Source organism: Streptomyces sp. A0642 (genome assembly GCF_004795105.1).
In the GTDB taxonomy this organism is placed as follows: domain Bacteria; phylum Actinomycetota; class Actinomycetes; order Streptomycetales; family Streptomycetaceae; genus Streptomyces.
Genome location: NZ_SSBL01000015.1, coordinates 84,244 through 110,404 on the forward strand (window position 1 = coordinate 84,244; position 26,161 = coordinate 110,404).

25 protein-coding genes and 1 pseudogene are annotated in these 26,161 nt (G+C 71.0%); 11 read left to right on the top strand and 15 right to left on the bottom strand.

What is annotated here, in order from left to right; all coding sequences use genetic code 11:
* Positions 1-145: 145 nt before the first annotated feature.
* On the bottom strand, positions 146-1,633 hold the full coding sequence (locus E6R60_RS23585) for a hypothetical protein (RefSeq protein ID WP_136328625.1): 1,488 nt from the start codon (positions 1,631-1,633) through the stop codon (positions 146-148).
* A 208-nt stretch (positions 1,634-1,841) separates the two neighbouring features.
* The gene (locus tag E6R60_RS23590) at positions 1,842-2,546 is read right to left on the bottom strand and encodes an antibiotic biosynthesis monooxygenase (protein ID WP_136328626.1); all 705 of its coding nucleotides are present in this window, start codon (positions 2,544-2,546) and stop codon (positions 1,842-1,844) included.
* A gap of 134 nt (positions 2,547-2,680) precedes the next feature.
* On the opposite strand from E6R60_RS23590, the gene E6R60_RS23595 reads away from it, so the two are divergent.
* Positions 2,681-3,802: a peptidoglycan bridge formation glycyltransferase FemA/FemB family protein gene (locus E6R60_RS23595; RefSeq protein ID WP_136328627.1), complete on the top strand. Its 1,122-nt coding sequence runs from the start codon at positions 2,681-2,683 to the stop codon at positions 3,800-3,802.
* Between the two features lie 242 nt (positions 3,803-4,044).
* Positions 4,045-4,938, top strand: a complete 894-nt coding sequence (gene dapA / locus E6R60_RS23600; RefSeq protein WP_136328628.1) for a 4-hydroxy-tetrahydrodipicolinate synthase — start codon at positions 4,045-4,047, stop codon at positions 4,936-4,938.
* Here the strand turns inward: dapA and dapD are convergent.
* The gene (dapD, locus tag E6R60_RS23605; protein WP_136328629.1) at positions 4,935-5,924 is read right to left on the bottom strand and encodes a 2,3,4,5-tetrahydropyridine-2,6-dicarboxylate N-succinyltransferase; all 990 of its coding nucleotides are present in this window, start codon (positions 5,922-5,924) and stop codon (positions 4,935-4,937) included. The genes dapA and dapD overlap by 4 nt on opposite strands.
* A 9-nt stretch (positions 5,925-5,933) precedes the next feature.
* The gene (locus E6R60_RS23610; RefSeq protein ID WP_136328630.1) at positions 5,934-6,488 is read right to left on the bottom strand and encodes a hypothetical protein; all 555 of its coding nucleotides are present in this window, start codon (positions 6,486-6,488) and stop codon (positions 5,934-5,936) included.
* Positions 6,489-6,690: 202 nt separating this feature from the next.
* Here E6R60_RS23610 and E6R60_RS23615 point away from each other — a divergent pair, with 202 nt between their 5' ends.
* From E6R60_RS23615 to E6R60_RS23630, 4 genes are all read left to right on the top strand, one after another.
* Positions 6,691-7,335, top strand: coding sequence for a TetR/AcrR family transcriptional regulator (locus tag E6R60_RS23615; RefSeq protein WP_136328631.1), 645 nt, complete (start codon positions 6,691-6,693; stop codon positions 7,333-7,335).
* A 122-nt stretch (positions 7,336-7,457) separates the two neighbouring features.
* Positions 7,458-8,063: a TIGR03086 family metal-binding protein gene (locus E6R60_RS23620; protein WP_136328632.1), complete on the top strand. Its 606-nt coding sequence runs from the start codon at positions 7,458-7,460 to the stop codon at positions 8,061-8,063.
* Between the two features lie 126 nt (positions 8,064-8,189).
* On the top strand, positions 8,190-8,456 hold the full coding sequence (locus E6R60_RS23625; protein ID WP_206309493.1) for a hypothetical protein: 267 nt from the start codon (positions 8,190-8,192) through the stop codon (positions 8,454-8,456).
* 163 nt (positions 8,457-8,619) lie between these two features.
* Positions 8,620-9,639, top strand: a complete 1,020-nt coding sequence (locus E6R60_RS23630) for a hypothetical protein (RefSeq protein ID WP_136328633.1) — start codon at positions 8,620-8,622, stop codon at positions 9,637-9,639.
* 39 nt (positions 9,640-9,678) lie between these two features.
* On the opposite strand, the pseudogene E6R60_RS23635 reads toward E6R60_RS23630, so the two are convergent.
* The 9 genes and pseudogenes from E6R60_RS23635 to E6R60_RS23675 all read right to left on the bottom strand — a co-directional run bounded on the left by E6R60_RS23635 (position 9,679) and on the right by E6R60_RS23675 (position 17,818).
* Positions 9,679-11,015 (bottom strand): annotated as a pseudogene (locus E6R60_RS23635) (DUF3616 domain-containing protein).
* Between the two features lie 198 nt (positions 11,016-11,213).
* On the bottom strand, positions 11,214-11,552 hold the full coding sequence (locus E6R60_RS23640; RefSeq protein WP_014156915.1) for a metal-sulfur cluster assembly factor: 339 nt from the start codon (positions 11,550-11,552) through the stop codon (positions 11,214-11,216).
* Positions 11,549-12,004 carry a Fe-S cluster assembly sulfur transfer protein SufU gene (gene sufU / locus E6R60_RS23645; RefSeq protein ID WP_136328634.1) on the bottom strand — a complete coding sequence of 152 codons (456 nt, stop codon included), beginning with the start codon at positions 12,002-12,004 and terminating at the stop codon, positions 11,549-11,551. Before sufU ends, E6R60_RS23640 begins: the two co-directional genes overlap by 4 nt.
* Before the next feature lie 21 nt (positions 12,005-12,025).
* Positions 12,026-13,294, bottom strand: a complete 1,269-nt coding sequence (locus E6R60_RS23650) for a cysteine desulfurase (protein ID WP_136328635.1) — start codon at positions 13,292-13,294, stop codon at positions 12,026-12,028.
* On the bottom strand, positions 13,291-14,055 hold the full coding sequence (gene sufC, locus E6R60_RS23655; protein ID WP_136328636.1) for a Fe-S cluster assembly ATPase SufC: 765 nt from the start codon (positions 14,053-14,055) through the stop codon (positions 13,291-13,293). The genes E6R60_RS23650 and sufC overlap by 4 nt, the downstream gene beginning before the upstream one ends.
* Positions 14,056-14,062: 7 nt before the next feature.
* Entirely contained in the window at positions 14,063-14,380 is a 318-nt protein-coding gene (locus tag E6R60_RS23660) for a bifunctional 3-phenylpropionate/cinnamic acid dioxygenase ferredoxin subunit (RefSeq protein ID WP_136328637.1), read from the bottom strand.
* A complete protein-coding gene (gene sufD, locus E6R60_RS23665) occupies positions 14,380-15,477 on the bottom strand; it encodes a Fe-S cluster assembly protein SufD (RefSeq protein WP_240802659.1) in 1,098 nt (365 codons plus the stop codon). The genes E6R60_RS23660 and sufD overlap by 1 nt, the downstream gene beginning before the upstream one ends.
* Before the next feature lie 182 nt (positions 15,478-15,659).
* Positions 15,660-17,081 carry a Fe-S cluster assembly protein SufB gene (gene sufB / locus E6R60_RS23670; RefSeq protein WP_136328638.1) on the bottom strand — a complete coding sequence of 474 codons (1,422 nt, stop codon included), beginning with the start codon at positions 17,079-17,081 and terminating at the stop codon, positions 15,660-15,662.
* The gene (locus tag E6R60_RS23675; RefSeq protein ID WP_136328639.1) at positions 17,078-17,818 is read right to left on the bottom strand and encodes a metalloregulator ArsR/SmtB family transcription factor; all 741 of its coding nucleotides are present in this window, start codon (positions 17,816-17,818) and stop codon (positions 17,078-17,080) included. The genes sufB and E6R60_RS23675 overlap by 4 nt, the downstream gene beginning before the upstream one ends.
* A 136-nt stretch (positions 17,819-17,954) precedes the next feature.
* On the opposite strand from E6R60_RS23675, the gene E6R60_RS23680 reads away from it, so the two are divergent.
* The 3 genes from E6R60_RS23680 to E6R60_RS23690 all read left to right on the top strand — a co-directional run bounded on the left by E6R60_RS23680 (position 17,955) and on the right by E6R60_RS23690 (position 20,755).
* Positions 17,955-18,902 carry an ABC transporter ATP-binding protein gene (locus tag E6R60_RS23680; RefSeq protein ID WP_136328640.1) on the top strand — a complete coding sequence of 316 codons (948 nt, stop codon included), beginning with the start codon at positions 17,955-17,957 and terminating at the stop codon, positions 18,900-18,902.
* On the top strand, positions 18,899-19,666 hold the full coding sequence (locus tag E6R60_RS23685) for an ABC transporter permease (protein WP_136328641.1): 768 nt from the start codon (positions 18,899-18,901) through the stop codon (positions 19,664-19,666). Before E6R60_RS23680 ends, E6R60_RS23685 begins: the two co-directional genes overlap by 4 nt.
* A gap of 75 nt (positions 19,667-19,741) precedes the next feature.
* Positions 19,742-20,755 carry a COX15/CtaA family protein gene (locus E6R60_RS23690; RefSeq protein ID WP_136328642.1) on the top strand — a complete coding sequence of 338 codons (1,014 nt, stop codon included), beginning with the start codon at positions 19,742-19,744 and terminating at the stop codon, positions 20,753-20,755.
* Between the two features lie 177 nt (positions 20,756-20,932).
* On the opposite strand, the gene E6R60_RS23695 is transcribed toward E6R60_RS23690, so the two are convergent.
* Positions 20,933-21,289, bottom strand: coding sequence for a hypothetical protein (locus tag E6R60_RS23695; RefSeq protein ID WP_136328643.1), 357 nt, complete (start codon positions 21,287-21,289; stop codon positions 20,933-20,935).
* A gap of 149 nt (positions 21,290-21,438) precedes the next feature.
* Entirely contained in the window at positions 21,439-22,386 is a 948-nt protein-coding gene (locus tag E6R60_RS23700; protein ID WP_168713669.1) for a heme o synthase, read from the bottom strand.
* Positions 22,387-22,918: 532 nt separating this feature from the next.
* On the opposite strand from E6R60_RS23700, the gene tkt reads away from it, so the two are divergent.
* Positions 22,919-25,006 carry a transketolase gene (gene tkt / locus E6R60_RS23705; RefSeq protein ID WP_136328644.1) on the top strand — a complete coding sequence of 696 codons (2,088 nt, stop codon included), beginning with the start codon at positions 22,919-22,921 and terminating at the stop codon, positions 25,004-25,006.
* Between the two features lie 34 nt (positions 25,007-25,040).
* Positions 25,041-26,159 (top strand): transaldolase, encoded by a 1,119-nt coding sequence (gene tal, locus E6R60_RS23710; RefSeq protein WP_136328645.1) that lies wholly within the window; start codon positions 25,041-25,043, stop codon positions 26,157-26,159.
* Positions 26,160-26,161 lie beyond the last annotated feature (2 nt).

Genomic DNA, 26,161 nt, shown 5'->3' on the forward strand with positions numbered 1-26,161 from the left:
CTGGTGCTGCTGGGGCGGGTTGATTGCGGGATCACCGTCCCGCCCCTGCCCCAACACCAGTTGAACTGAGGACGACTTCGAGGGAATGCCTTCCGTGAACATCCTCGGTGGCGGCCGGGCCCCGCCGGCCGCCACCTGCCGCGTCTCAGCTGCCCGAACCGCCCCGAGAGCGGGCCTTGAACGCGGCCTTGCGGGCGTCCTTCGCCTGCTTCTTGTCGCTGTGCAGCCGCCCCATCGCCTCCAGGACGTCCGCCGTGGCGGGGTGGTCGACCCGCCAGGCCTCGTCGAAGAAGCCGCTGTGCTGGCCGGACAGCCCTTCGACCAGGCCCTGGAGCTCGTCGAGATCGCCGTCCACCTCCAGTTGGGCGGCGATCGTGTCGATGGCGAGCCAGAAGATCATCGCCTCGGAGGGGGCCGGTACGTCGGCGGCGCCCCGCTCGGCGAGCCAGACCCGGGCGAGTCCGCCGAGCTGGGGGTCGTCCAGCACGGCGCGCACCGCGGGTTCGGCGTCCGCGCCCACCAGGGCGAGCGCCTGCTGGCAGTGCAGCCGCCGCAGGGGGGCCTGCGGGTCCTCGCCCCGTGCGGCGTCCAGCAGTTCGCCGGCCGCCCCGCCCGCGCCGTGCCGCGCGAGCCACAGCTCGATCTCGCCGCGGGCCGCCGCCTCGGGGTAGTACGCGATGCCGCCGAGCAGGACGTCGGCGCCCTTGTCCGCCAGATCGCCGATGGCCGGGGCGTCCACACCGGCGTCCAGCATCCGGGCGCGGATCCCGTAGACGCCGAGCGGGGTCAGCTTCACCATGCCGTACCGGGTCACGTCGTCGTCGTCGGGCGGCACGGACTCCTCGCCCTCCTCGGCGAGCAACGCCTCGTCCACCGGCCGGTATTCGACGATGCCGATGGGTTCGAGGACGCGGAACTGGTCGTCGAGGCGCATCATCGCGTCCGACACCTGTTCCAGGATGTCGTCGGTGGGCTCGCCCATGTCGTCGGGGACGATCATCGAGGCGGCCAGCGCGGGCAGCGGTACGGACTCGTCGGCCGCGCCCTCGCCGGCCGTGAGCAGGTAGAGGTTGCCGAGCACTCCGTCGAGGAACTCCGCCTCGGTCTCCGGGTCCCAGTCCAGCGCGTCGAAGTCGACGGATCCGTCCTCGCCGACGAGGTCGGCGAAGTCGTCGAAGACCGGGGCGGTGGCGTCGGCGTGAACGGCCTCCAGGCCCTCCAGCCAGATCGACAGGACGTCCTGCGGCGAACCGCCGGTCAGCAGCGCCAGATTCTCCCCGACGGTGACGGTCCCCTCCGCTTCGCCGGGGAAGTCCTCCCCGTCCGTGCCGGCGTCGGCGTCCAGTTCGGGCTCCGGGTCCTCGACCTCGACCAGGCCGGTGTCGACGGCGAGCCGCCAGGCCTCGCTGGCCTCCGCGGCACCGTCCTCGTCCGCGGTGAGGCCCAGGTGCTCGGCCGCCGCGGGCAACTGCGCCTCGACGAGTTCACCGCCGGCGCCGACGCGGGTGTCGGGGCCGGCCCAGCGGGCGAGCCGGACGGCACGGGCGAGCAGCGGCGCGGCGAGCGCGTCCCGTGCCAGCTCCGCCTCGGTGTGCAGCCCTACCGGCGGCAGGGTGGGACGCTCTGCGGACATCACGGGGTCTCCTCGAAAACGTGCGGGCGTACACCTCGCCGGGGCCGCGGCTCCGGGCGTGTACGGGGTAGGGCGGCCCAAGCCTAGACGCATTTCCTCCCCTGCCGCCCGGTGCACGGAACGGAAGGCGGCCCGCCGCCGGAAGGGCGGGAAAACCGCTTCCCGCAGGGACGGAGGCGCCCACGCGAAGGGCTTCCGCCCCCGCTGTCTATCCGCCCTCCCCCGGCCGCAGGGTGAGCACGGGGGTGTAGCGGCGCACGCCGCCGCCGGTGACACCGGGGTAGGTCCGCACCCGTTCCCACTGGGGCGTGCGCGATCCGATGCCGTCGCCGGGCGCGGCCAGGGCGTCGATGTGGGCCTGCGCGCTCACCCACTCCGCGTAGTTGAGCACCCGCCTCCCGTCGGTGCTCACATGGAAGTGGCCGGCGAGTCCGCCGGGCGCGGGGGCGGGGTCCGTCCCGAGGGCCTCGAACACACCGTCCACCCAGTCGCGTTGGCGGGCCTTGTCCGCCCCGTCGAACTCGACGTCGACCACGACGACACAACCGGGCTCGGCGCCGCCGGGCGACGAGGAGCGGTAGAGCTCGTAGGTGTGCGGGCCGAGCCGCTCGATGCCGGGCACGGCCGCGTCGATCTCGGCGTTCCGCTCGTCGCGGCCCTCCCGGACGAAGTCCTGGTAGCTCTGCCCGGTGGTCCACTGCGCGTAGTGGAAGAGCGTCCTGCCGTTCTCCCCGGCGTACACGCTGTACGAGAGCAGGCCCGGGTGGGGCCAGGGCCTGGCCCGCCACGCGGCGCGGACGGCCTCGACGGCCCGCCGCCCGCGCTCCGGCGTGCCGACGTCCCAGGTGCCGGCCCCGACGAGCCCCGCATCCGCTCGGGTGACATCGGGCCGGGACACGAACTCCACTGTCATGACTGCTCCTCCCACCGGCGCACCCTTGCGGTGCGCCCGTGACAGCCACCCTGATACGTCAAGCACGCTTGAGGTCAACCGCGGCCCGCGCGCCGCTTCCGGGCTGACGGATCGGACAACGAACGGAGTACCGCATGACGCTGCGGGTCGAGGAGATCACGAGCGAGCAGCACCTGGCGTTCGTCGCCGGCCGGGGCTCGGCGAGCCATATGCAGGTCCCGTCGTGGGGCGGGGTGAAGCCCGACTGGCGCGCGGAGAGCATCGGCTGGATCGACGACGCGGGGCGGGTCGTCGGCGCCGCTCTGGTCCTGTACCGCCCGGTCCCCGGGCTGAAGCGGTGCCTGGCCTATCTCCCGGAGGGCCCGGTCGTCCCGTGGGACGAGGGCGACCTGCGCCCGTGGCTCGATCCGCTGGTGGCGCACGCCAGGGCCCGGGGCGCGTTCACGGTACGGATGGGCCCGCCCGTCATCGCCCGCCGCTGGGAGGCGGCGACGGTCAAGGACGCCATCGCGGACCCGGCCGCGGGGCGGCTGCGCGACGTCGAGGCGGATGTGACGGAGCCCCGGGCCGCCGAGGTCGTGGAGCAGCTGCGCCGGCTGGGCTGGCAGCAGGGCGCGGACGGGGACGCGGACGGCTTCAGCGCCGGTCAGCCGCGGTACGTGTTCCAGGTGCCGTTCGCCGGACGGTCGCTGGAGGAGATCCGCGACGGGCTGAACCAGCAGTGGCGGCGCAACATCAAGAAGGCGGAGAAGGCGGGCGTGAAGGTCGTCGAGGGCGGCCTCGACGACCTTCCGGTCTTCTACGAGCTGTACCGCGAGACCGCCGAGCGCGACCGCTTCGTCCCCCGCCCGCTCGCGTACTTCCAGCGTATGTGGACCGCGCTGCGGGCCGAGGACCCGGACCGGATGCGGCTCTACCTCGCCCACCACGACGGGGAGGTGCTGTCGGCGGCGACGATGCTGACCGTGGGGACCCATGTCTGGTACTCGTACGGCGCCTCGACGAGCCGTCGGCGCGAGGTGCAGCCCAACAACGCGATCCAGTGGCGGATGATGAGCGACGCGCACGAGCGGGGAGCCGCCGTGTACGACCTGCGGGGCATCACCGACACCCTCGACGAGGGCAACCACCTGCTGGGCCTGCTGCGGTTCAAGGCGGGCACCGGAGGGCGGGCCGCGGAGTACGTCGGCGAGTGGGACTATCCGGTCAACAAGCTGCTGCACAAGGCGTTCGGCCTGTACATGGCCCGGCGCTGAGCCGCCGTACGCACGCAGGCGCGGGCGCGGGCGGGTGGCTGCGCGACGCCGTGTCCGGGGCGGGCGCGAGCATCCGGGACGTGATGCCGGGTGCCACCCGTCAGGATCTGCCCGCCGGGCTTGTCCGCGCGTCATGAGGGCTTCGGATCGCCCTCCGATCCGGCCACAGTTGAGCACTGCTTCACCTTCACCCGGAGAACAACTAAGTGGACCTTCATGGTCCGACGGCGGACACTTCCGGCATGACGTCGTCCTCACCTTCCCGCCCCCGCCCCTTCGGCCGCACCCTGTGCGCCATGGTCACGCCCTTCACCGCCACCGGCGCCCTCGACGCGGAGGCCGCCGGCGCGCACGCCGCGGCGCTCGTGGCCGGCGGCTGCGACGGCCTGGTGCTCAGCGGCACCACCGGCGAGTCCCCCACCACCTCCGATGCCGAGAAGGCCGCCCTGGTGCGCGCGGTACGGGAGGCGGTCGGCCCGGAGGTGTCGCTGGTCGCGGGCATCGGCACCGCCGACACCCGGCACACCCTGGAGCTCGCCGCGCAGGCGGAACAGGCCGGCGCGGACGGCCTCCTCGTCGTCACCCCGTACTACAGCCGCCCCCCGCAGGCCGCCGTGGAGGCGCACTTCCTGCGCGTCGCCGAGTCGGCCGGCCTTCCCCTCATGCTGTACGACATCCCCGGCCGCACCGGCACGCGCATCGAGCCGGAGACCATGCTGCGGCTGGCGGAGCACCCGCGCGTCGTGGCGGTGAAGGACTGCTCGTACGACCTGCTGGGCGCGACGAAGGTGATCGCCGGCACCGCGCTCGCGTACTACTCGGGCTGCGAGGAGCTGAACCTGCCGCTGTACGCGGTGGGGGGCGCCGGATACGTCAGCACGGTGGCGAATGTGGCGCCCGGTCCGCTGCGCGCCGTACTGGACGCCTTCGACGCCGGGGACACGGCCGGGGCGGCCCGGCTGAACGGCCTCCTGGCCCCGTTGACCGAGCTGATGATGGCGTCCGGGCTGCCGGGCACGGTGACGGCGAAGTGCCTTCTGGACGCGGGCCCGGTCCGCGAACCGCTGCAGCCCGCCGGCCGGGAGACGGCCGACGGGCTGCGCGGGGCGTACGAGCGGCTGCTCGCCGCTTCTTAGTCGTTGCTGTGCAGGACGTCGTTGAGGCCGCCCCAGACCGCGTTGTTCGGCCGCGCCTCGACGGCGCCGGTCACCGAGTTGCGGCGGAACAGGATGTTCGAGGCGCCGGACAGCTCGCGCGCCTTGACGATCTGACCGTCCGGCAGGGTGACCCGCGTACCGGCGGTGACGTACAGACCGGCCTCGACGACGCACTCGTCGCCGAGCGCGATCCCGACCCCGGCCTCCGCGCCGACCAGGCAGCGCTCGCCGATCACGATGCGCTCCTTGCCGCCGCCGGAGAGCGTGCCCATGGTGGAGGCGCCGCCGCCGATGTCCGAGCCGTTGCCCACGACGACGCCGGCGGAGATCCGGCCCTCGACCATGGAGGTGCCGAGGGTGCCCGCGTTGAAGTTGACGAAGCCCTCGTGCATGACGGTGGTGCCGGCGGAGAGGTGCGCGCCGAGCCGCACCCGGTCGGCGTCGGCGATGCGGACGCCCTTCGGCGCGACGTAGTCCGTCATGCGGGGGAACTTGTCGACGGAGGTGACCTGGAGGTGCAGGCCGTCGGCGCGGGCGTTGAGCCGGGCCCTCTCGAGGTCGTCGACGGCGACCGGCCCGAGCGAGGTCCAGGCCACGTTGGTGAGCAGGCCGAACATGCCGTCCAGGTTCTGGCCGTGCGGCTGGACGAGGCAGTGCGAGAGCAGGTGCAGGCGCAGGTACACGTCGTGCGCGTCGAGCGGCTTGTCGTCGAGCGAGGAGATGACCGTGCGGACGGCGACGACCTCGACCCCGCGGCGGGCGTCCAGGCCGATGGCCTTGGCGGCGCCCTCGCCGAGCAGGTTGACGGCGGCGTCGGGGGTGAGCCGCTCGGTTCCGGCCGGTCCGGGCTCGTCGGTGAGCTCGGGAGCGGGGAACCAGGTGTCGAGAACGGAACCGTCGCCGGCGATGGTGGCGAGGCCGGCGGCGACGGCGCCGGTGGTACGGGGGGAAGTCGTGTCGGTCATGACCAGAACCTAACCGGCGGGGGGCGGCCCGGGCCAACCGGTCTCAGCGTCCGGGCGAGCGGCGGCCCGGGCGGCCCCGCACGAGGGGAGGCCCGGCACCGCTGCGGCCTCCGGCCCGCGCTCCCGACGTCGGACGGGCCAGGCGGAACGGCCGGAGAGCAAGGACCTGGCCGCCTCCCGGGTGGCGTCCGGGTCGAAGCTCCCGGTCGTCCAGGTGGTGGAGCGCATGCTCCCCCGGTCGCGGTGGGAGCGCACGATCCGCGCATGGTCCGGGCGGGCCACGAAGGCGTACAGATCCCGCTCCGCGCGCCACACGGAGACGGAACCGGACCGCGGGCGCAGCGGGTCGGGGTCGACCCACAGCCAGAGGCCGACCGCGCCGTCGAGGCCGTCCCAGACGCGTCGCAGCGCCATCCCGGCCATGGCGACACCGGGGGCGGACCAGGGCCGGCGCGGGGTGAACTCGGTGACGCTCACGAGTGCGGCGCCGCCGCCGGGTCCCCCGGCCGAGGGGCCCCCCGCGGGGCCGGACTTCCACGAGGTGAACCAGACGGTGGCCGACATGGCGTGCTCCTGTTCGCTGGGGGGCGGTGCACTGGCATGCATATATAAGCACGCCCGTGCGTATTTTTACCTCCCCTCTCCCGAACGAGGACCGAGCTCACAGGACGCTCGCTCCTCACCGAACGCACAGTCGTCCGCCTACTCGGTAGACTGGAACGCCCTCGGCACCGCGACGGGTCCGGCGCAGGAGAGACAGGCGGCCATGGCAGCGACACACACCGACGGGCGGATCGCGCGCGGGAACCAGACACGCCGGCTGATCCTCGAACGCGCGGTGGACATCGCCTCGGTCAGCGGCCTGGAAGGGCTCTCCCTGGGGCAGTTGGCGACCGAGCTGAAGCTGAGCAAGAGCGGCGTGTTCGCCCTGTTCGGCTCCAAGGAGGACCTTCAGCTCGCCACGGTCCGGGCCGCCGTCCATGTCTACCAGGAGCACGTCGTCCAGCCCGCCCGCGATCTGCCGCCGGGCGTCACGCACTTGTGGGCGTTGTGCGAGAACTGGCTGGACTACTCCAGGACGCGCGTCTTCCCGGGTGGCTGCTTCTTCTACTCGGTCTCCGCCGAGTACGACGCCCGCCGGGGAAAGGTCCACGACCTCCTCGCCGCGGCGCGCACCAACTGGATCGCGTTCCTCGAACAGTCCGCGCGCGAGGCGCAGGTGGCGGGCGGGCTCGACACGGAGGCCGATGTCCCCCAACTGGTCTTCGAGCTGACCGCGTTCATGGAGATGGCCAACGCCGAATCCGTTCTGCACGACGAGTTCACCAGTTACGACAAGGCGGCCAAGGCCATCCTGAGCCGTCTGCGCGGCGTCGCCACCGACCCGTCCCAGCTCCCCGAATCCCCCTGACACCCTCCGGGACCCCTCGGGGGTGGCGCCTTAAACGCCAGGTAACTGCACGCACGATCGTGCTAGCTTCTTCCTCACCCCGCCAGGGGACACGTGGTCCGCTACTCGCTGAGAGGTTCCGCATGGACATCCGGAAGCTGGACCGGGACGCCGTACTGGAGACCGTACGCATCCTGGAACGGGCCGACCCCCGGGACTGGGACCGGCCCACCCCCTGCGCCGACTGGACCCTGGGCCAACTCGTGGCCCATATGGCCGGCCAGCACCACGGCTTCGCCGCCGCCGCGGCGGGGAACGGGGGTGACCTCTCCGCGTGGCGGCCCCGCGCGCTCGGCGGCGAAGCGTTCAGGACCTACCGCGCCGCGGCCGACGCGGTCATCGACGCCTTCGCCCCGCCGAGCGTGACCACACGGGAGTTCGCCCTTCCGGAGATCAGCACCACGTTCCGCTTCCCCGCGTCGAAAGCGATCGGTTTCCACTTCCTCGACCAAGTGGTCCACGGCTGGGACCTGGCCCGGACCCTGGGAGTCGGCCTCGACCTGGACGAGCAAACCGTCGAAACCGCGCTCGCCCTCGCCCTGCGGGTGCCGGACGACGATCGCAGGACAGCCCCGGCGGCGCCGTTCCGGCCGGCGCTTCCCCCGGCCCCCGGGGCGCCGACGCTCGACCTGGTTCTCACCGTGCTCGGCAGATCACCGGACTGGACCCCGGCCCGGGCGGCCCCCTGAACCCGCCGCCCGGTCGGCCCGGCGCGCCGCCGGACCCTCGGCATCGGCATCGTCCCGCCGCTGCGAGCCACGCCCCGACGGGTGGATCCGTGCGGACCGCCGACGTCGCCCCTTTACCCTGGCCGGATGAGGGATGCGGGGGACTTCCGGGTCGGCGACGTGCTGTCGGTCGCCTGCCCCACGACGACCACGGTCGAGCGGGGCGTCACGTGGGACGAGTTGGCGGTGCGATGGCCGTGGTGGGACATCGACCCCGCCGGCGAGTTCGGGCACTGGAACGGGATCGCCGCCCTGGGCGTGGGCAGCGGCGGGCGCGTCTCGCCCGATGTCGAGGCCGAGCTGTTCCGGGGGGGCAGGCGCCAGCGACGGGGAGGCCATGGGCCGAAAGGGTGACGGGGGCGCTACCGTGGCCGTCCAGTACATGCCAGTTCATGAGTGACGGACCGACGGAGCAGCAGTGGCGCAGGACGCAGGGTGGGGCGGCGGTGCGTACGGGGGTGCGCCGTACGGGGGGCCTCCGGGACAGCCCGGGTGGGGTGGCTGGGGCGGTGGCTGGATGCCGCCCAAGCCTGGGGTGATACCCCTGGGGCCGCTGCGGCTCGGGGATCTTCTGGGCGGCGCCTTCGCCGTCGTGGGCCGCTACGGCAAGCAGCTGCTCGGTGTCGGCGCCGCCGCGTACAGCGGGGCGCTGGCCGTGGTGGTGGCCGCCGCCGCGATCGCGTACGCGGCCGTCGCGGATCATCTGGACCGGATCCTGGCGCTCGGCGCCGACGAGAACGCCCGGAGCGAGGACTGGGTACCGCTGGTCGTCGCCTTCGGCTCGGTCGCGGTGGTGGGCATGATCGCCGCCGTGCTGTCCACGGCCCTGATGTACACGGCGGCCCCCGCGGTCCTGCAGGAGGCGGTGCTGGGCCGGCCGACCACGTTCCCCGTCATCTGGAGGCGGGCCTGGAGCCGGATGCCCGCCGTGATCGGGACGGTCCTGCTGACCTGGCTGATCATGCTGGTCCCGATCCTGCTGGCCTGGGTCGGCTTCGTCGCCCTCGTGGTCGCCGCGGTCAGCACGGACGGCGGCGGCGCCCAGTTCGCCGTGATCCTGATCGGCGTCCTGGGCGCCCTGGCGACGGCCCCCCTGGCGACGTGGCTCTGGGTGAAGTTCAGCCTGGCCCCCTCCGCCGTCGTCTTCGAGAACCAGGGCCCGATCGCGGCGATGCGCCGCTCGTCCCGGCTGGTGCGCGGGGACTGGTGGCGGATCTTCGGGATCACCCTGCTGGCCGGCGCCATGGCGGGGGTGGCCAGTTATGTGATCCAGCTGCCGTTCACGCTGCTCGGCATGTTCTCCGGGGCGCTGGGCTCGATGAATCTGGGCGCCGACCCGAATCCGGCGTCGGTCGTCGTCGCCATGAGCGGCTATGTGCTGTCGCTGCTCGTCGGCCAGCTGGTGTCCCAGATGATCGTGGCCACGTTCCCGCCGCTGGTCGCCGGGCTGCTGTACGTCGACCGCCGCATCCGCACCGAGAACCTGGGCCCGGTCCTCGCCGAGGCCGCGGCGGTGCCGCCGCAGTACACGGCCTGAGACCGCGTCCGGGCGGCGCTCAGCCGGTGCGGCACGACATCAGCCGCCCACCGTGAACCAGGTGGCGCGGGACTTCTTCCACTCGGCGTGGTCGAGGTCCTTGGCCTCGGTGCCGTCCCCGTACAGGTCCGCCGACCCGCGTCCGTGATCAGCTGCGCCCGTGCGCCGGGCGTGTTCAGGTCCGGAACGCCGACGACCGCCTCCCAGCCGCCCGGGTCGGCGGTCGGCAGGTCGAGCCGCTTCTGCGGCGCGTGTCCCGCGACGCCGTCCCAGGAGTAGAGGGCGTACGGGTCGGAGTTGTCGTCCGCCGCCCAGGAACCGGCCACGATCAGGTACTGGTCGGCGGAGTTCTTGCGGATGTCACGGATGCTGAGCCCGCCCAGGTCCAGCTCGATGGGCGTGCCGATCACCGCCTTCGCCCCGGAGCCGGCCACCTTGTCGAAGTTGGTGACCGGCACGATCAGCGCCTTGCCGCCCGGCTCCGGCCGGACGAGGGGCGCGCGGAAGCCGAGGTAGGCGGTGGTCGTCGAACCGGGGGCGAACTCCAGTCCCTCGATGTTGAAGCCGTCGATCTGCTTGGGCGCTTCCCCGTCGGCCGTGCCCGCGGCGAAACCGTAACGGTTGCCGTTGGCCTTGTCCCAGGCGACGAGGTCGTCGCGGAGCCTCTTGTACGAGCCTGTGACGGTCAGCTGGGTCGTGGCGCCGGAACCGCTCACCGTGGTCGTGAAGACGGTGTTCCGGTCGGCCTTGTACTCGCCGTCCTTGTTGTTGCCCAGCGAGCCCGTCCAGTAGACGGTGTCGCCGACGCGGGCCGCGCCCTCGATGTCGATCTCCTTGGACACACCGAGTGCCGAGGCCACGTCCCACGTCCGTACGGGCGCGCCGGAGGAGGAGCGGTCGTAGAGGCGCAGTGTGTTGGACTCGTCGTCGGCGACCACCGCATAGCCGTCCCCGGCGTCGACGGCGGCCGAGGAATCGGACGATCCGGTGAGGTAGCGGGTGTCGGGGGCGTTCTGCACCGCGGCGGAGGCCGCGAAACGCAGGGTTTTGGTGGCGCTCTTGCCGCCGAGTCCGGTGACCTTGATGGTGAGGTCGGCGTAGCCGCGGGCGTGCGCGGCGACCCGGAGCTGCCGGGTGGCGCCGGTGCCGGTCACGGTCACGTCGCCGGTGCCGGCGACGGACGCCCTGGAGCTGGCGGAGGCGGTCACGCCGAGGGAGCCGGCGTCGGCGCCGCTCTGCGCGACGGTGACCGTCACGGCCGGGTCGCCGGTGGCGCCGACGGCGCCGGAGAGGTAGCCGGCGGACAGTGTGATCGTGGGCGTTCCATAGCTCGCGGCGTGCGCGGGTGCGACGGGACCCAGGGCGGCCAGCGCCAGGGCGCCCGCTGCGGCGGCGCCGGTCCGGCGGCGGAGGACGGGGGGATGCGGCACGGTGTACCTCTCGTCGGCGTGGTGTCGAGGAGTAGGTTGCGGTTCCCGTGCCAACCTCGGGGGCACGCCAGGGGTACGGCGGACGAACAACGCCGAACGGCCCCCGGCGGATGCCGGAGGCCGTTCACACGCGTACGGACGTGCTCAGACGTTGAAGCCCAGCGCGCGCAGCTGCTCGCGGCCGTCGTCAGTGATCTTGTCCGGGCCCCACGGCGGCATCCAGACCCAGTTGATCCGGAGCTCGTTGACGATGCCGTCGGTGGCCGACTTCGCCTGGTCCTCGATGACGTCGGTCAGCGGGCAGGCCGCGGACGTCAGGGTCATGTCGAGGGTCGCGATGTTGGCGTCGTCGATGTGGATGCCGTAGATCAGGCCCAGATTGACGACGTCGATGCCCAGCTCGGGGTCGACGACGTCGTACAGCGCCTCGCGGACCTCCTCCTCGGAGGCCGGCTTGGTGGTCAGAGTCTCGTTCTCGCTCATGCCGTCTTCCCTTCGGACAGCGCTTTCGCCGTCGCGTCCTTCCACGCCATCCAGCTCAGCAGCGCGCACTTGACCCGGGCCGGGTACTTGGAGACGCCGGCGAACGCGACCGCGTCCTCCAGCACCTCCTCCATCGCGTCGTCCGGCTCCAGCTGTCCCTTGGACTGCATCAGCTCCAGGAACGCGGCCTGGATCTTCTGCGCCTCGGCCAGTTCCTTGCCGACCAGCAGCTCGTTCAGCACGGAGGCGCTGGCCTGGCTGATGGAGCAGCCCTGGCCTTCGTAGCTCACATCGGCGATCGTCTCGCCGTCGTACCGCACCCGCAACGTGATCTCGTCACCGCACGTCGGATTGACGTGGTGCACCTCGGCATCGCCGTCCCGCAGGCCGCGCCCGTGGGGGTGCTTGTAGTGGTCCAGGATCACTTCCTGGTACATGGAATCAAGCTTCACCAGTCAACCCTCAGCCGCTGTCTAACCGAAAAAGTTCCGGACGTGGTTCAGACCGTCCACCAGGGCGTCGACCTCGGCGGGCGTGGAGTACAGATAGAACGACGCTCGCGTCGTCGCAGGAATTCCGTACCGCAGGCAGACGGGTCGTGCGCAGTGGTGTCCGACCCGGACCGCGATGCCCTCCTCGTCGAGCACCTGGCCCACGTCGTGGGGGTGGATGTCGCCGAGCGTGAAGGAGATCGTGGCGCCGCGGTCCTCCGCGGTGGGCGGACCGATGATCCGGAGGTCCGGGACCTCCAGCAGGCGCTTCACCGCGTACGCGGTGATGGCCTGCTCGTGGCGGTGGATGTTCTCCATGCCGATCGCCGACAGGTAGTCCACGGCCGCGCCGAGGCCCACGGCCTGGGCGATCGGGGGCGTACCGGCCTCGAACTTGTGCGGTGCCGGGGCGTAGGTCGACGAGTGCATCGACACGGTCTCGATCATCTCGCCGCCGCCGAGGAACGGCGGCAGGTCCTCGAGGAGCTCCTGCCGTCCCCACAGCACGCCGATGCCGGTCGGCCCGACCATCTTGTGGCCGGTGAAGGCCACGAAGTCGGCCTGCAGCGCCTGCACGTCGAGCACCATGTGCGGGGCGGCCTGCGAGGCGTCGATGCAGACCAGCGCGCCGACTTCCTGGGCGCGCCGGACGATCTGCTCGACCGGGTTGATCGTGCCCATGATGTTCGAGACCAGCGTGAAGGAGACGATCTTCGTCTTCTCGGTGATGATCTCGTCGATGTTCGACAGGTCGAGCCGGCCGTCGTCGGTGATGCCGAACCACTTCAGCTTCGCGCCGGTGCGCTGCGAGAGCAGCTGCCACGGCACGATGTTGGAGTGGTGCTCCATCTCCGTGGTGACGATCTCGGTCTCGTGGTCGACGCGGTACGGCTCGTCGGCCCAGCCGAGCATGTTGGCGACGAGGTTGAGCGACTCCGAGGCGTTCTTGGTGAAGATCACCTCGTTGCGGCTGGGCGCGTTGATGAACGCGGCGACCTTGTCACGGGCGCCTTCGTACAGCGCCGTGGCCTCCTCCGCGATCGTGTACACGCCGCGGTGCACATTGGCGTTGTGCCGCTCGTAGTACTCGTTGAGGGCATCGAGCACCTGGCGCGGCTTCTGCGAGGTCGCAGCGCTGTCCAGGTACACGATCTTCTTGCCGTCGTGGACCGTGCGGTCCAGGATCGGGAAGTCCTTGCGGATCGCCTCGGTGTCGAGGAGGCCGGTGAGCCCCTGTCGGGCGTCAGTCACGCGGAAGCGCCACCCTTCACATATGCCTCGTAGCCCTCGTTCTCCAGCTTGTCGGCGAGCTCGGCGCCACCGGACTCGGCGATGCGGCCGTTGGCGAACACGTGGACGAAGTCGGGCTTGATGTAGCGGAGGATCCGGGTGTAGTGCGTGATCAGCAGGGTGCCGACCTCGCCGGTCTCACGGACCCGGTTGACGCCTTCGGAGACGATGCGCAGGGCGTCGACGTCCAGACCGGAGTCGGTCTCGTCGAGGATCGCGACCTTCGGCTTGAGGAGCTCCAGCTGGAGGATCTCGTGGCGCTTCTTCTCGCCGCCGGAGAAGCCCTCGTTGACGTTGCGCTCGGCGAAGGCCGGGTCCATGTGCAGCTGAGCCATCGACTCCTTGACCTCCTTCACCCACGTACGCAGCTTGGGCGCCTCGCCGCGGACGGCGGTGGCGGAGGTGCGCAGGAAGTTGGAGACCGAGACACCGGGGATCTCGACGGGGTACTGCATGGCGAGGAACAGGCCCGCACGGGCGCGCTCGTCGACGGTCATCTCGAGGACGTTCTCGCCGTCCAGGGTCACCGTGCCGCTGGTGACCGTGTACTTGGGGTGACCGGCCAGCGAGTAGGCGAGGGTGGACTTGCCGGACCCGTTGGGGCCCATGATGGCGTGGGTCTCGCCCTGCTTCACGGTCAGGTCGACGCCCTTGAGGATCTCCTTCGTGGCGTTGTCGGCCTCGACGGTGACGTGCAGGTCGCGGATTTCAAGCGTTGCCATGGGTGACTCAGGACTCCTGGGTGACGGAGACGAGCACATCGTCCCCTTCGATCTTGACGGGGTATACGGGGACGGGGCGCGTCGCGGGGAGGCCGGACGGCTTGCCGGTGCGGAGGTCGAAGCTCGATCCGTGCAGCCAGCACTCGATCATGCAGTCCTCGACCTCGCCCTCGGACAGCGACACGTTCGCGTGCGAACAGATGTCGTTGATCGCGAACACCTCGCCCTCGGTGCGGACGACGGAGACCGGCGTGCCGTCGAGTTCCACCCGCTTCGGGGTGTCGTCCTCCAGCTCGCTCAGCGCGCACGCCTTGACGAAGGTCATCAGACCGACGCCTTCAGCTCGGTCTCGATCTTGTCGAGGAGACGGGCTTCGACGTCCGGCAGGCCGATCTGCTGGACCAGCTCGGCGAAGAAGCCGCGCACGACGAGGCGGCGGGCCTCCTCGGCCGGGATGCCGCGGGACTGGAGGTAGAACAGCTGCTCGTCGTCGAAGCGGCCGGTCGCGGAGGCGTGGCCGGCGCCGACGATCTCACCGGTCTCGATCTCCAGGTTCGGCACCGAGTCGACCCGTGCACCGTCCGTGAGGACGAGGTTGCGGTTCATCTCGTAGGTGTCGGTGCCCTCGGCGGCGGCCTGGATGAGGACGTCGCCGATCCATACGGCGTGGGCGCCGTCGCCCTGCAGCGCGCCCTTGTAGGCCACGTTGGACTTGCAGTGCGGGGTGTTGTGGTCGACCAGGAGGCGGTGCTCCTGGTGCTGGCCCTTGTCGGTGAAGTACAGACCGAAGAGCTCGGCCTCACCGCCGGTGCCCGCGTACGCGATCCGCGGGTGGAGCCTGACCACGTCGCCGCCGAAGGTGACGACGATGGACTTGAAGGAGGCGTCGCGGCCGACCAGCGCGTTGTGCTGGCCGACGTGGACGGCCTGCTCGTCCCAGTCCTGGACGGAGACCACGGTCAGCTTGGCACCGTCGCCCAGCACGTAGTCGACGTTGGCGGCGAGCACCGCGTCACCGGTGTGGTCGATGACGACGACGGCCTCGGCGAAGGCGCCCAGCTCGACGACCTGGTGGCCGTAGGCCACGCCGCCCTCGCCGTGCACGGCGATCCGGATGGGCTCGGTGAGCACGGCCTCCTTCTCGACGGTGACGACGGACGCCTGCTCGAAGGAGGAGTACGCCTGCGCGGCGACCCGGTCCACGGGCTTGCCGGCCCTGCCGAGGCGGGCGTCGTCGCGGCCGACGGTCTCGACCGTGACGCCCGCGGGGGCCTCGATGGCGACCTTGACGCCGCTGCCGGTGGCGACGGCCGTGCCGTCGTGCAGCCCGCGCAGCCGCTCCAGCGGCGTGAACCGCCACTCCTCCTCGCGGCCGTGCGGGACCGGGAAGTCCGCGACGTCGAAGGACGGGGGCGCGCTCATGCGCGTGGCGACGGTCGACTCGGCGGCCACCGCGATGGAGCCGGCGGTCGTCGAACCGGCCGGTGGGGGTCCCCCCGCTCGAGCGGAGCCGAGAGTGGGGGAGTTCTGAGCCTCAGCCATGGCTGTCGTAGTGCTCGCTTTCTCAGTCGGACAGATGTCAGGGGGGTTCGGGCGCCGGCCTGCTAGCCGACCGAACCCTCCATCTGGAGCTCGATCAGCCGGTTGAGCTCGAGGGCGTACTCCATCGGGAGTTCCTTCGCGATCGGCTCGACGAAGCCGCGCACGATCATCGCCATCGCCTCGAACTCGGTCATGCCGCGGCTCATCAGGTAGAAGAGCTGGTCCTCGGAGACCTTGGAGACGGTCGCCTCGTGACCCATCGACACGTCGTCCTCGCGGACGTCGACGTACGGGTACGTGTCGGAGCGCGAGATCGTGTCGACCAGCAGCGCGTCACAGAGCACGTTGGACTTCGAGCCGGGCGCGCCCTCGCCGATCTCGATCAGACCGCGGTAGGAGGTGCGGCCGCCGCCTCGCGCCACCGACTTGGAGACGATGTTCGAGGAGGTGTTCGGAGCCATGTGGACCATCTTGGCGCCGGCATCCTGGTGCTGGCCCTCGCCGGCGAAGGCGATGGACAGGGTCTCGCCCTTGGCGTGCTCGCCCATCAGGTAGACGGCCGGGTACTTCATGGTGACCTTGGAGCCGATGTTGCCGTCGACCCACTCCATGGTCGCGCCCTCGTAGGCGACGGCGCGCTTGGTCACCAGGTTGTAGACGTTGTTCGACCAGTTCTGGATCGTCGTGTAGCGGCAGCGGCCGCCCTTCTTCACGATGATCTCGACGACCGCGGAGTGCAGGGAGTCCGAGGAGTAGATCGGCGCGGTGCAACCCTCGACGTAGTGGACGTAGGCGTCCTCGTCGACGATGATCAGCGTCCGCTCGAACTGGCCCATGTTCTCCGTGTTGATACGGAAGTAGGCCTGGAGCGGGATCTCTACGTGCACGCCCTTCGGCACGTAGATGAAGGAGCCGCCGGACCACACGGCCGAGTTCAGCGAGGCGAACTTGTTGTCACCGACGGGGATGACGGTGCCGAAGTACTCCTTGAAGAGCTCCGGGTGCTCCTTCAGCGCGGTGTCGGTGTCCATGAAGATGACACCCTGCGCCTCCAGCTCCTCGTTGATCTGGTGGTAGACGACCTCGGACTCGTACTGCGCGGCGACACCGGCGACGAGGCGCTGCTTCTCCGCCTCGGGGATGCCGAGCTTGTCGTACGTGTTCTTGATGTCCTCGGGCAGGTCCTCCCAGGACTCCGCCTGCTTCTCCGTGGAGCGCACGAAGTACTTGATGTTGTCGAAGTCGATGCCCGACAGGTCCGAGCCCCAGTTCGGCATGGGCTTCTTGCCGAAGAGCTTGAGGCCCTTGAGCCGCAGCTTCAGCATCCACTCGGGTTCGTTCTTCTTCTCCGAGATGTCGCGGACGACAGCCTCGGAGAGGCCGCGCTTGGCCGCTGCGCCTGCCGCGTCGGAGTCGGCCCAGCCGAATTCGTACGTGCCCAGGCCATCGAGCTCAGGGTGGGCAGTCTCCGTAGGGAGCGTCATGCGGGGTTCCTCCCGGCCGTGCTTGCAGATGCTGAATCGGTGGTCTGTGGGGTGGGGTGTCCGCTGCGCGGAATGTACGTCGTGCACACGCCGTCGCCGTGGGCGATGGTGGCCAGACGCTGCACATGGGTCCCCAGGAGGCTGGAGAAGATCTCCGTCTCCGCCTCGCACAGCTGTGGGTACTGCTCGGCGACATGGGCGACCGGGCAGTGGTGCTGACACAGCTGCTCACCCTGTTGCGGGCCCGGCGCGCTGCGCGCCGTTGCAGCGTACCCGTCGGCGGACAAGGCCTTGGCCAGTGCCTCCGTGCGGGCTTCGGGCTCCGCGGCCTCCACGGCCGCGCGGTAGGCCGCCGACTGGTCGGCGACCCTGGCCCGGGCGAACGCCATGACCGCTTCGTCGCCCGAGGTCTCGGCGATCCAGCGCAGGGCATCCGCGGCGAGCTTGTCGTACGACTGGTCGAAGGCGTCCCGGCCGCAGTCGGTCAGGGCGAACACCTTGGCCGGGCGGCCACGGGTCCGCGCCCCGTACACCCGCTGCTCGCGGGCCTCCACGACGTCGTCGGAGACGAGGGCGTCGAGGTGGCGGCGGACGGCCGCCTGGGTGAGTCCCAGGCGCTTCGCCAGATCGGCGACGGTGGACGGGCCGTGGTCCAGGATGGAGCGCGCGACCCGGTTGCGCGTCGAGCGCTCTCCGGTCGCGAGTTCCTCCTGCGGAGCCTCGCCCTGGTATTTCACAACGCCATTGTTGCGTAATTCCCTCGGCCCTGACAACCACGGTCCGGAACGATCAAGGGTGCAGTTCATCACTTAGGGTTACCTAATCAAGCCCCCGGACCGGGTGCCCGTGAGCGGCTGCCTAGACTTACCGCCCATGAAGAGCGAGCCCGCCCCACCCCTCTCCGGCCCGGCCGTCCAGGTCCGCGGCCTGGTGAAGCGGTACGGCAGCAAAGCCGCGGTGGACGGCCTCGACCTGGACGTCCGGGCCGGCGCGGTCACCGCGGTCCTCGGCCCCAACGGTGCGGGCAAGACCACCACGATCGAGACCTGCGAGGGATACCGCCGTCCGGATGGCGGGACGGTCCGGGTCCTGGGCCTCGACCCGGTCGCCGACGCGGCGCGTCTGCGCCCCCGGATCGGCGTCATGCTCCAGTCCGGCGGCGTCTACTCCGGCGCGCGCGCCGACGAGATGCTCCGCCACATGGCGAAACTGCACGCCCACCCGCTGGACGTGGACGCCCTCATCGAACGGCTGGGCCTCGGCGGCTGCGGCCGCACCACCTACCGCCGACTCTCCGGCGGCCAGCAGCAGCGGCTCGCCCTGGCGATGGCTGTCGTCGGCCGCCCGGAGCTCGTGTTCCTGGACGAGCCGACCGCGGGTCTCGACCCGCAGGCCCGCCGCTCCACCTGGGACCTCGTGCGTGAACTGCGCGCCGACGGCGTCTCGGTCGTCCTGACCACCCATTTCATGGACGAGGCCGAGGAGCTCGCCGACGACGTCGCCATCATCGACGCCGGCCGCCTCCTCGCCCAGGGCAGCCCCGAGACGCTGTGCCGCGGGGGCGCCGAGAACACCCTGCGCTTCACCGGCCGCCCCGGTCTCGACCTCGGCTCCCTGCTGAAGGCGCTGCCCGACGGCACGCAGGCGGCCGAGCTCGCCACCGGCGCGTACCGCATCACCGGCGACGTCGACCCGCAGCTGCTGGCCACCGTCACCTCCTGGTGCGCCCAGCACGGTGTGATGCCCTCCGGCATCTCCGTCGAGCGCCACACCCTGGAGGACGTCTTCCTCGAACTGACCGGCAAGGAGCTGCGCGCATGAGCGCCGGTACGTACGCCCCCCGGCCGGGCGCCGCCCCGCTGCCGCGCATGATCGCCGCGCAGACCGCGCTGGAGACCCGGATGCTGCTGCGCAACGGCGAGCAGCTGCTGCTGACGGTGATCATCCCGACGCTGCTGCTCGTGCTGTTCAGCGCGGTCGACATCGTGGACACCGGCTCGGGCGAGTCGGTCGACTTCCTGACCCCCGGCATCCTCGCCCTCGCCGTGATGTCCACGGCGTTCACCGGCCAGGCCATCGCGACCGGGTTCGAGCGGCGTTACGGCGTGCTCAAGCGGCTCGCCGCCTCGCCGCTCCCCCGGTGGGCGCTGATGACCGCCAAGACCCTCGCGGTCCTGGTCACCGAGGTGCTCCAGGTCGTGCTGCTGACGGTGATCGCCTTCGCGCTGGGCTGGTCGCCGCACGGAAACCCGTTCGCCGTGCTGCTGCTCCTGGTGCTGGGCACCGCCGCCTTCTCCGGGCTCGGCCTGCTGATGGCCGGGACGCTGAAGGCGGAGGCGACCCTGGCCGCCGCCAATCTGGTCTTCCTGCTGCTGCTGGTCGGCGGCGGGGTCATCGTGCCGCTGGACAAGTTCCCGGACGCGGCGCAGTCCGTGCTGGGGCTGCTGCCGATCGCCGCCCTCTCGGACGGCCTCAGGGACGTGCTGCAGCACGGCGCCGCGATGCCGTGGGGAGACCTCGGGATCCTCGCGGTGTGGACGGTGCTGGGCCTGGGCGCGGCGGCGAGGTTCTTCCGCTGGGAGTGAGCCCGCGGATGCGTTGCGTCGCGCTTTGGCGCAACTCGTCCCCCTCGTGAAAGCTTGCACAAGCGGCCGCCTACGATGGTGCGCGTGCCCAAGCTGACCCGAGCCCACGTCGCTCAAGCCGTGCGGAACCCCCTCCTTTTCATCGCCGAGCGCTGGACGCCGTCCCCCCGGACCGTGCGCCGTGCGGCGATGTCGGCGGTCGTCATGGCCGTCGTCATCGTCGTCACCGGCGGTGCCGTGCGGCTGACCGGTTCCGGCCTCGGCTGCCCGACCTGGCCCAAGTGCACCGACGACAGCCTGACGGCGACGAGTGCGATGGGCTTCCACGGCGCCATCGAGTTCGGCAACCGGATGCTCACCTACGTCCTGTGCGCGGCGGTCGGATGGGCGATCATCGCCGCCCGGTCCGCCAAGCCCTGGCGCCGCAGCCTCACGCGGCTCGGCTGGGCACAGTTCTGGGTGGTCATGGGCAACGCGGTGCTCGGCGGCATCGTGGTGCTCGTCGGCCTCAACCCGTACACCGTCGCGGCGCACTTCCTGCTCTCCACCGCGCTGCTGACGGTCGCCCTGGTGACGTGGCAGCGCGCCCGGGAGGGCGACACGGCGCCGCGCCCCCTGGTCGGCAAGGCCGTCTCCCAGCTCACCTGGCTGCTGGCCGTCGCGGCGGGGCTGCTGATCGCGGTGGGCACGGTGGTCACGGGGGCCGGCCGGCACGCCGGCGACTCCAGCGACGTCCACCGCATCCCGGTCGACTGGAAGACGATCGCCCAGCTGCACGCCGACCTGGCCTGGGTCGTGGTGGCGCTGACCGTCGCGCTCTGGTTCGTCCTGAAGGCCGTCGACGCGCCCGTGGGCCCCCTGCACCGCGCCCGTGACCTCTTCCTGATCCTGATGGCCCAGGGGGTGGTGGGGTACGTGCAGTACTTCACCGACACGCCGGAGATCCTGGTCGGGGTGCACATGTTGGGCTCGTGCCTGGTGTGGATCGGCGTCGTGCGCGTCCTGCTGTCGCTGCGGGAGCGGCCGGCGGCCGAGGCCCCGGTGCCCGGCCCGGCGGCCGAGCGGCCGGAGCCCGCCACGGCGGGCTGACGCCCTTCCCGGAGTCCTCCCACGCGAAGAGGGGCTCCCCGTACGACGGCACGCGTGCCGTCGTACGGGGAGCCCCTCTTCGCGTGGTGGGGCGTGACGCCTGTGGTGGGGCGATACGCCCGGGGTGGGGCGGGACCCCTGCGGTGAGGTGACGCCCCCCGCGCCAGGCGCAGGGCGTTACGCCTTGTTCGACGGGCCGCCGACCTGGATGCCGGCCATCCGGCTCCACTCGTACGGGCCCGTGTGGACCTTCGCCGCGAACTCGCCGTCGAAGGACTCGTGCATCGTGATCCCGGACTTCTGCGCGGCGCTCTCGGCGACCGCGTACGAGGGGGCGACGAGGTCGCCCCAGCCGCCGTCCTCACCGACGAGGACGATGCGGGTGCCGGTCTGCCCGATGTAGGCGAGCTGACCCTCCGCCCCGCCGTGCGCCTTCGCGAACGCACTGATCTGCTTGGCCAGCCGGGCCGCCCTGCGCTCCGCGCGCGCCGCCTGCTTGCCGTCCACCTGCTGGGTCTCAGCCGTCTCTGCCATGCACAGGATGCTACCGATGGGTAGAAGAACGTGCGACGGGCGGGGACCGTGGCCTGTGCCACGCTCCCCGCCCGTCGGCAGGTCGTACGGAAAGGTCGTACGGAAAGCAGGTCGTGCAGAAAGCGGGTTCGTACGGAAGGGCGGGCGTGTCACCTCAGGAAGGGGTCCACGGCCACGGCGACGAACAGCAGGGACACGTAGGTGATCGACCAGTGGAACAGCCGCATCTCCTTGAGCTTCCCGCCGGTGACACCGGACTTGGCCCGGTTCAGCAGGGCGTGCGCCTCCCAGAGCCAGAAGCCGCCGGTCAGCACCGCCACCGCCGTGTAGAACCAGCCGGTGTAGCCCAGCGGGGTCAGCAGCAGCGAGACGGCCACCATCACCCAGCTGTAGAGCACGATCTGGCGGGCCACCACCCGATTGGAGGCGATGACCGGGAGCATGGGGACGCCGACCCGCGCGTAGTCGTCCTTCACCTTCATGGAGAGCGGCCAGTAGTGCGGCGGCGTCCAGAAGAAGATGACGGCGAAGAGGATCACCGCGGCCCATGACATCGAGTTCGTCACGGCGGACCAGCCGATGAGCACCGGCATGCAGCCCGCGATGCCGCCCCAGACGATGTTCTGCGACGTACGGCGCTTCAGGATCATCGTGTACACGACGACGTAGAAGAGCAGGGCGCCGAGCGACAGGGCCGCCGACAGCCAGTTCACCAGCAGGCCGAACCAGGCCGTCGAGATCACCGCGAGGGCGATGCCGAAGGCCAGGCACTCGCGCGGGCCGACCATGCCGGTGACCAGCGGACGCTGCGACGTGCGGTCCATCAGCGCGTCGATGTCACGGTCGATGTACATGTTCAGCGCATTGGCACCGCCGGCGGACAGATACCCGCCGATGGTGGTAGTGAGTACGAGCCACAGGTCGGGTACACCCTGAGCGGCCAGGAACATCACCGGAACAGTGGTGATCAGCAACAGCTCGATGATCCGAGGCTTGGTCAGTGCCACGAATGCCTTGACACGGGCCCCGAATGGGCGATGGCCCCCTGGGCTCGGAGTCAAGGCGACCCCTGCGGGTCGGGACTCGACGGCCGTCACGCACACCCCTGACAGAGAAATCCCAGCAAGCTCCGGGCGTGAAGGCCCGGTAAAGACTTGCGCGAACCAGACCACTGTAGACGTTGGGGGCAGGGCGCCCTTCGCGGGGGTGGGGTCGTGTTCATGCGGCGCGTGGCGTTGCCGCGGCACATGTGCGAACGCTCGCACGCATTCCCGCGCGGCACCGGTGCGCGCACCACCCGCCCCGCTCCCGCGCCTCGCCGGCGGCCCGCACGCGTGTCGCTCGCACAGACGCATTCCGACGCGCCGCACAGACGTACCCCGGCGCGCTCGAACGGAGGTCTCAAGGGTGCCCGGTGACGCTCATCGGAGGCCTCAGGAGTGGGCCCGCGCGCTCATCGGAGTGAGCCCATCGGTGAGCCTCCGCGCTCATACGGGAGGCGGATTCGACGGGCCGCCCGCACCCTGGAAGGAGCCGGAAATCATGGGTCCTGACGGGGGTAGGCTCGGCCATGCCCGGTGCGTCACAGTCACCGGTTTTGACGACAGTGGAGAGGAGCCCTGACTCAGGGTGAGCACCAAGCCGACCACCACAGACCTCCAGTGGACCGAATTGGACCAGCGGGCCGTGGACACCGTCCGCGTCCTCGCCGCGGACGCCGTACAGAAGGTCGGAAACGGCCACCCGGGTACGGCCATGAGCCTGGCTCCCGCCGCGTACACCATCTTCCAGAAGGTGATGCGGCACGACCCCGCCGACGCCGACTGGACCGGCCGCGACCGGTTCGTGCTCTCGGCGGGCCACACCAGCCTGACGCTGTACATCCAGCTCTACCTGGCCGGGTACGGCCTGGAGCTCGATGACCTCAAGGCCTTCCGCACCTGGGGCTCCAAGACCCCGGGGCACCCGGAGTACGGCCACACCACCGGCGTGGAGACGACGACCGGCCCGCTGGGCCAGGGCGTCGCCAACGCGGTGGGCATGGCCATGGCCGCCCGCTACGAGCGCGGCCTGTTCGACCCGGAGGCCGCCCCCGGCACCTCCCCCTTCGACCACATGGTGTGGGCGATCGCCGGTGACGGCTGCCTCCAGGAGGGCATCTCCGCGGAGGCGTCCTCGCTGGCCGGGCACCAGAAGCTGGGCAACCTGGTCCTGCTGTGGGACGACAACCACATCTCCATCGAGGGCGACACCGAGACCGCGGTCTCCGAGGACACCCTCAAGCGCTACGAGGCGTACGGCTGGCACGTCCAGCGCGTCGAGCAGCTGCCCAGCGGCGACCTGGACCCGGCGGGTCTGTACAAGGCGCTGATGGCCGCGAAGGCCGAGACCGAGCGCCCGTCGTTCATCGCGGCCCGCTCGATCATCGCCTGGCCCGCCCCGCACGCCCAGAACACCGAGGCCTCGCACGGCTCCGCGCTCGGCGGCGACGAGGTCGCCGCGACCAAGCGCGTGCTCGGTTTCGACCCGGAGAAGAGCTTCGAGGTCGCCGACGAGGTCATCGCGCACACCCGTGAGGCGCTGGACCGCGGCCGCGAGGCCAAGGCCGAGTGGCAGAAGTCCTTCGACGCATGGCGCTCCGCCAACCCGGAGCGCGCCGCCGAGTTCGACCGGATCGCCGCGGGCGAGCTGCCCAAGGGCTGGGAGGACGCACTCCCGGTCTTCGAGCCCGGCAAGGGCGTCGCCACCCGCGCCGCCTCCGGCAAGGTGCTCCAGGCGCTCGGCGGGATCATCCCCGAGCTGTGGGGCGGCTCCGCCGACCTCGCGGGCTCGAACAACACCACGATCGACAAGACGTCGTCGTTCCTCCCGGCCGGCAACCCGCTGCCGGGCGCGGACCCGTACGGCCGCACGATCCACTTCGGCATCCGCGAGCACGCCATGGCCGCGGCCATGAACGGCATCGCGCTGCACGGCAACACCCGCATCTACGGCGGCACCTTCCTGGTGTTCTCCGACTACATGCGCAACGCCGTGCGTCTGTCCGCGCTGATGCACCTGCCGGTGACGTACGTGTGGACGCACGACTCGATCGGTCTCGGCGAGGACGGCCCGACCCACCAGCCGGTGGAGCACCTGGCCTCGCTGCGCGCCATCCCGGGCCTGAACGTGGTCCGCCCGGCGGACGCCAACGAGACGACCCTCGCCTGGCGCGAGATCCTGCGCCGCTACACCAAGGTGTTCGGCAAGGGCGCCCCGCACGGCCTGGCGCTGACCCGGCAGGGCGTGCCGACGTACGAGGCGAACGAGAACGTCGCCAAGGGCGGCTACGTGCTCTTCGACGCCGAGGGCGGCGAGCCCCAGGTCCTGCTGATCGGTACGGGTTCCGAGGTGCACCTCGCCGTCGAGGCGCGCGAGGAGCTCCAGGCGGCCGGCATCCCCACGCGTGTCGTCTCGATGCCGTGTGTCGAGTGGTTCGAGGAGCAGGACCAGGCGTACAAGGACAGCGTCCTGCCGCCGTCCGTGAAGGCCCGCGTCGCCGTCGAGGCGGGCATCGGCCTGACCTGGTACCGGTACGTCGGGGACGCCGGCCGGATCGTCTCGCTGGAGCACTTCGGCGCCTCGGCCGACGCCAAGGTCCTGTTCCGTGAGTTCGGTTTCACCGGCGAGCACGTCGCCGCCGCCGCGCGGGAATCTCTCGCCGCCGCCACGCGCTGACGCCGTTATACGACAAGTAGGAGATGTAATTCTCATGACAGACGCACTCAAGCGCCTCTCCGACGAGGGCGTGGCGATCTGGCTCGACGACCTTTCGCGCAAGCGGATCACCTCGGGCAACCTCGCTGAGCTGATCGACCAGAGCCACGTCGTGGGTGTCACGACCAACCCCTCGATCTTCCAGAAGGCGATCTCCTCGGGTGACGGTTACGAGCAGCAGCTCACCGACCTCGCCGCCCGCAAGGTGACCGTCGAGGAAGCCATCCGCATGATCACCACCGCGGACGTCCGGGACGCGGCCGACATCCTGCGCCCGGTCTTCGACGCGACGGACGGCCAGGACGGCCGGGTCTCCATCGAGGTCGACCCGCGCCTGGCGCACAACACCCTGGCCACGGTCGCCGAGGCCAAGCAGCTCGCGTGGCTGGTGGACCGCCCGAACACGCTCATCAAGATCCCGGCGACGAAGGCCGGCCTGCCGGCGATCACCGAGACGATCGGCCGGGGCATCAGCGTCAACGTCACGCTGATCTTCTCGCTGGAGCGTTACCGCGAGGTCATGGACGCCTACCTGGCGGGCCTGGAGAAGGCGAAGGCCGCGGGCCTGGACCTCTCCAAGATCCACTCGGTGGCGTCGTTCTTCGTGTCCCGTGTGGACACGGAGATCGACAAGCGGCTCGACGCGATCGGCAGCGACGAGGCCAAGGCCGCGAAGGGCAAGTCCGCGCTCGCCAACGCGCGCCTGGCCTACGAGGCGTACGAGGAGGTCTTCGCCGGTGAGCGCTGGGCCGCCCTCGACAAGGCGCACGCCAACAAGCAGCGCCCGCTGTGGGCCTCCACCGGCGTGAAGGACCCGTCCCTCAAGGACACCCTCTACGTCGTCGACCTCGTCGCGCCGAACACGGTCAACACCATGCCGGAGGCGACTCTGGACGCGGTGGCCGACCACGGCGAGATCACCGGCAACACCGTCGCCGGTTCGTACGACCAGGGCCGTGCCGACCTCGAAGCGATCAAGAAGCTCGGGGTGAGCTACGACGACGTCGTCCAGCTGCTGGAGGACGAGGGCGTCGACAAGTTCGAGGCGGCCTGGAACGACCTGCTCAACTCGACCGAGGCGGAGCTCAAGCGCCTCGCCCCTTCGGAGGGCTGACC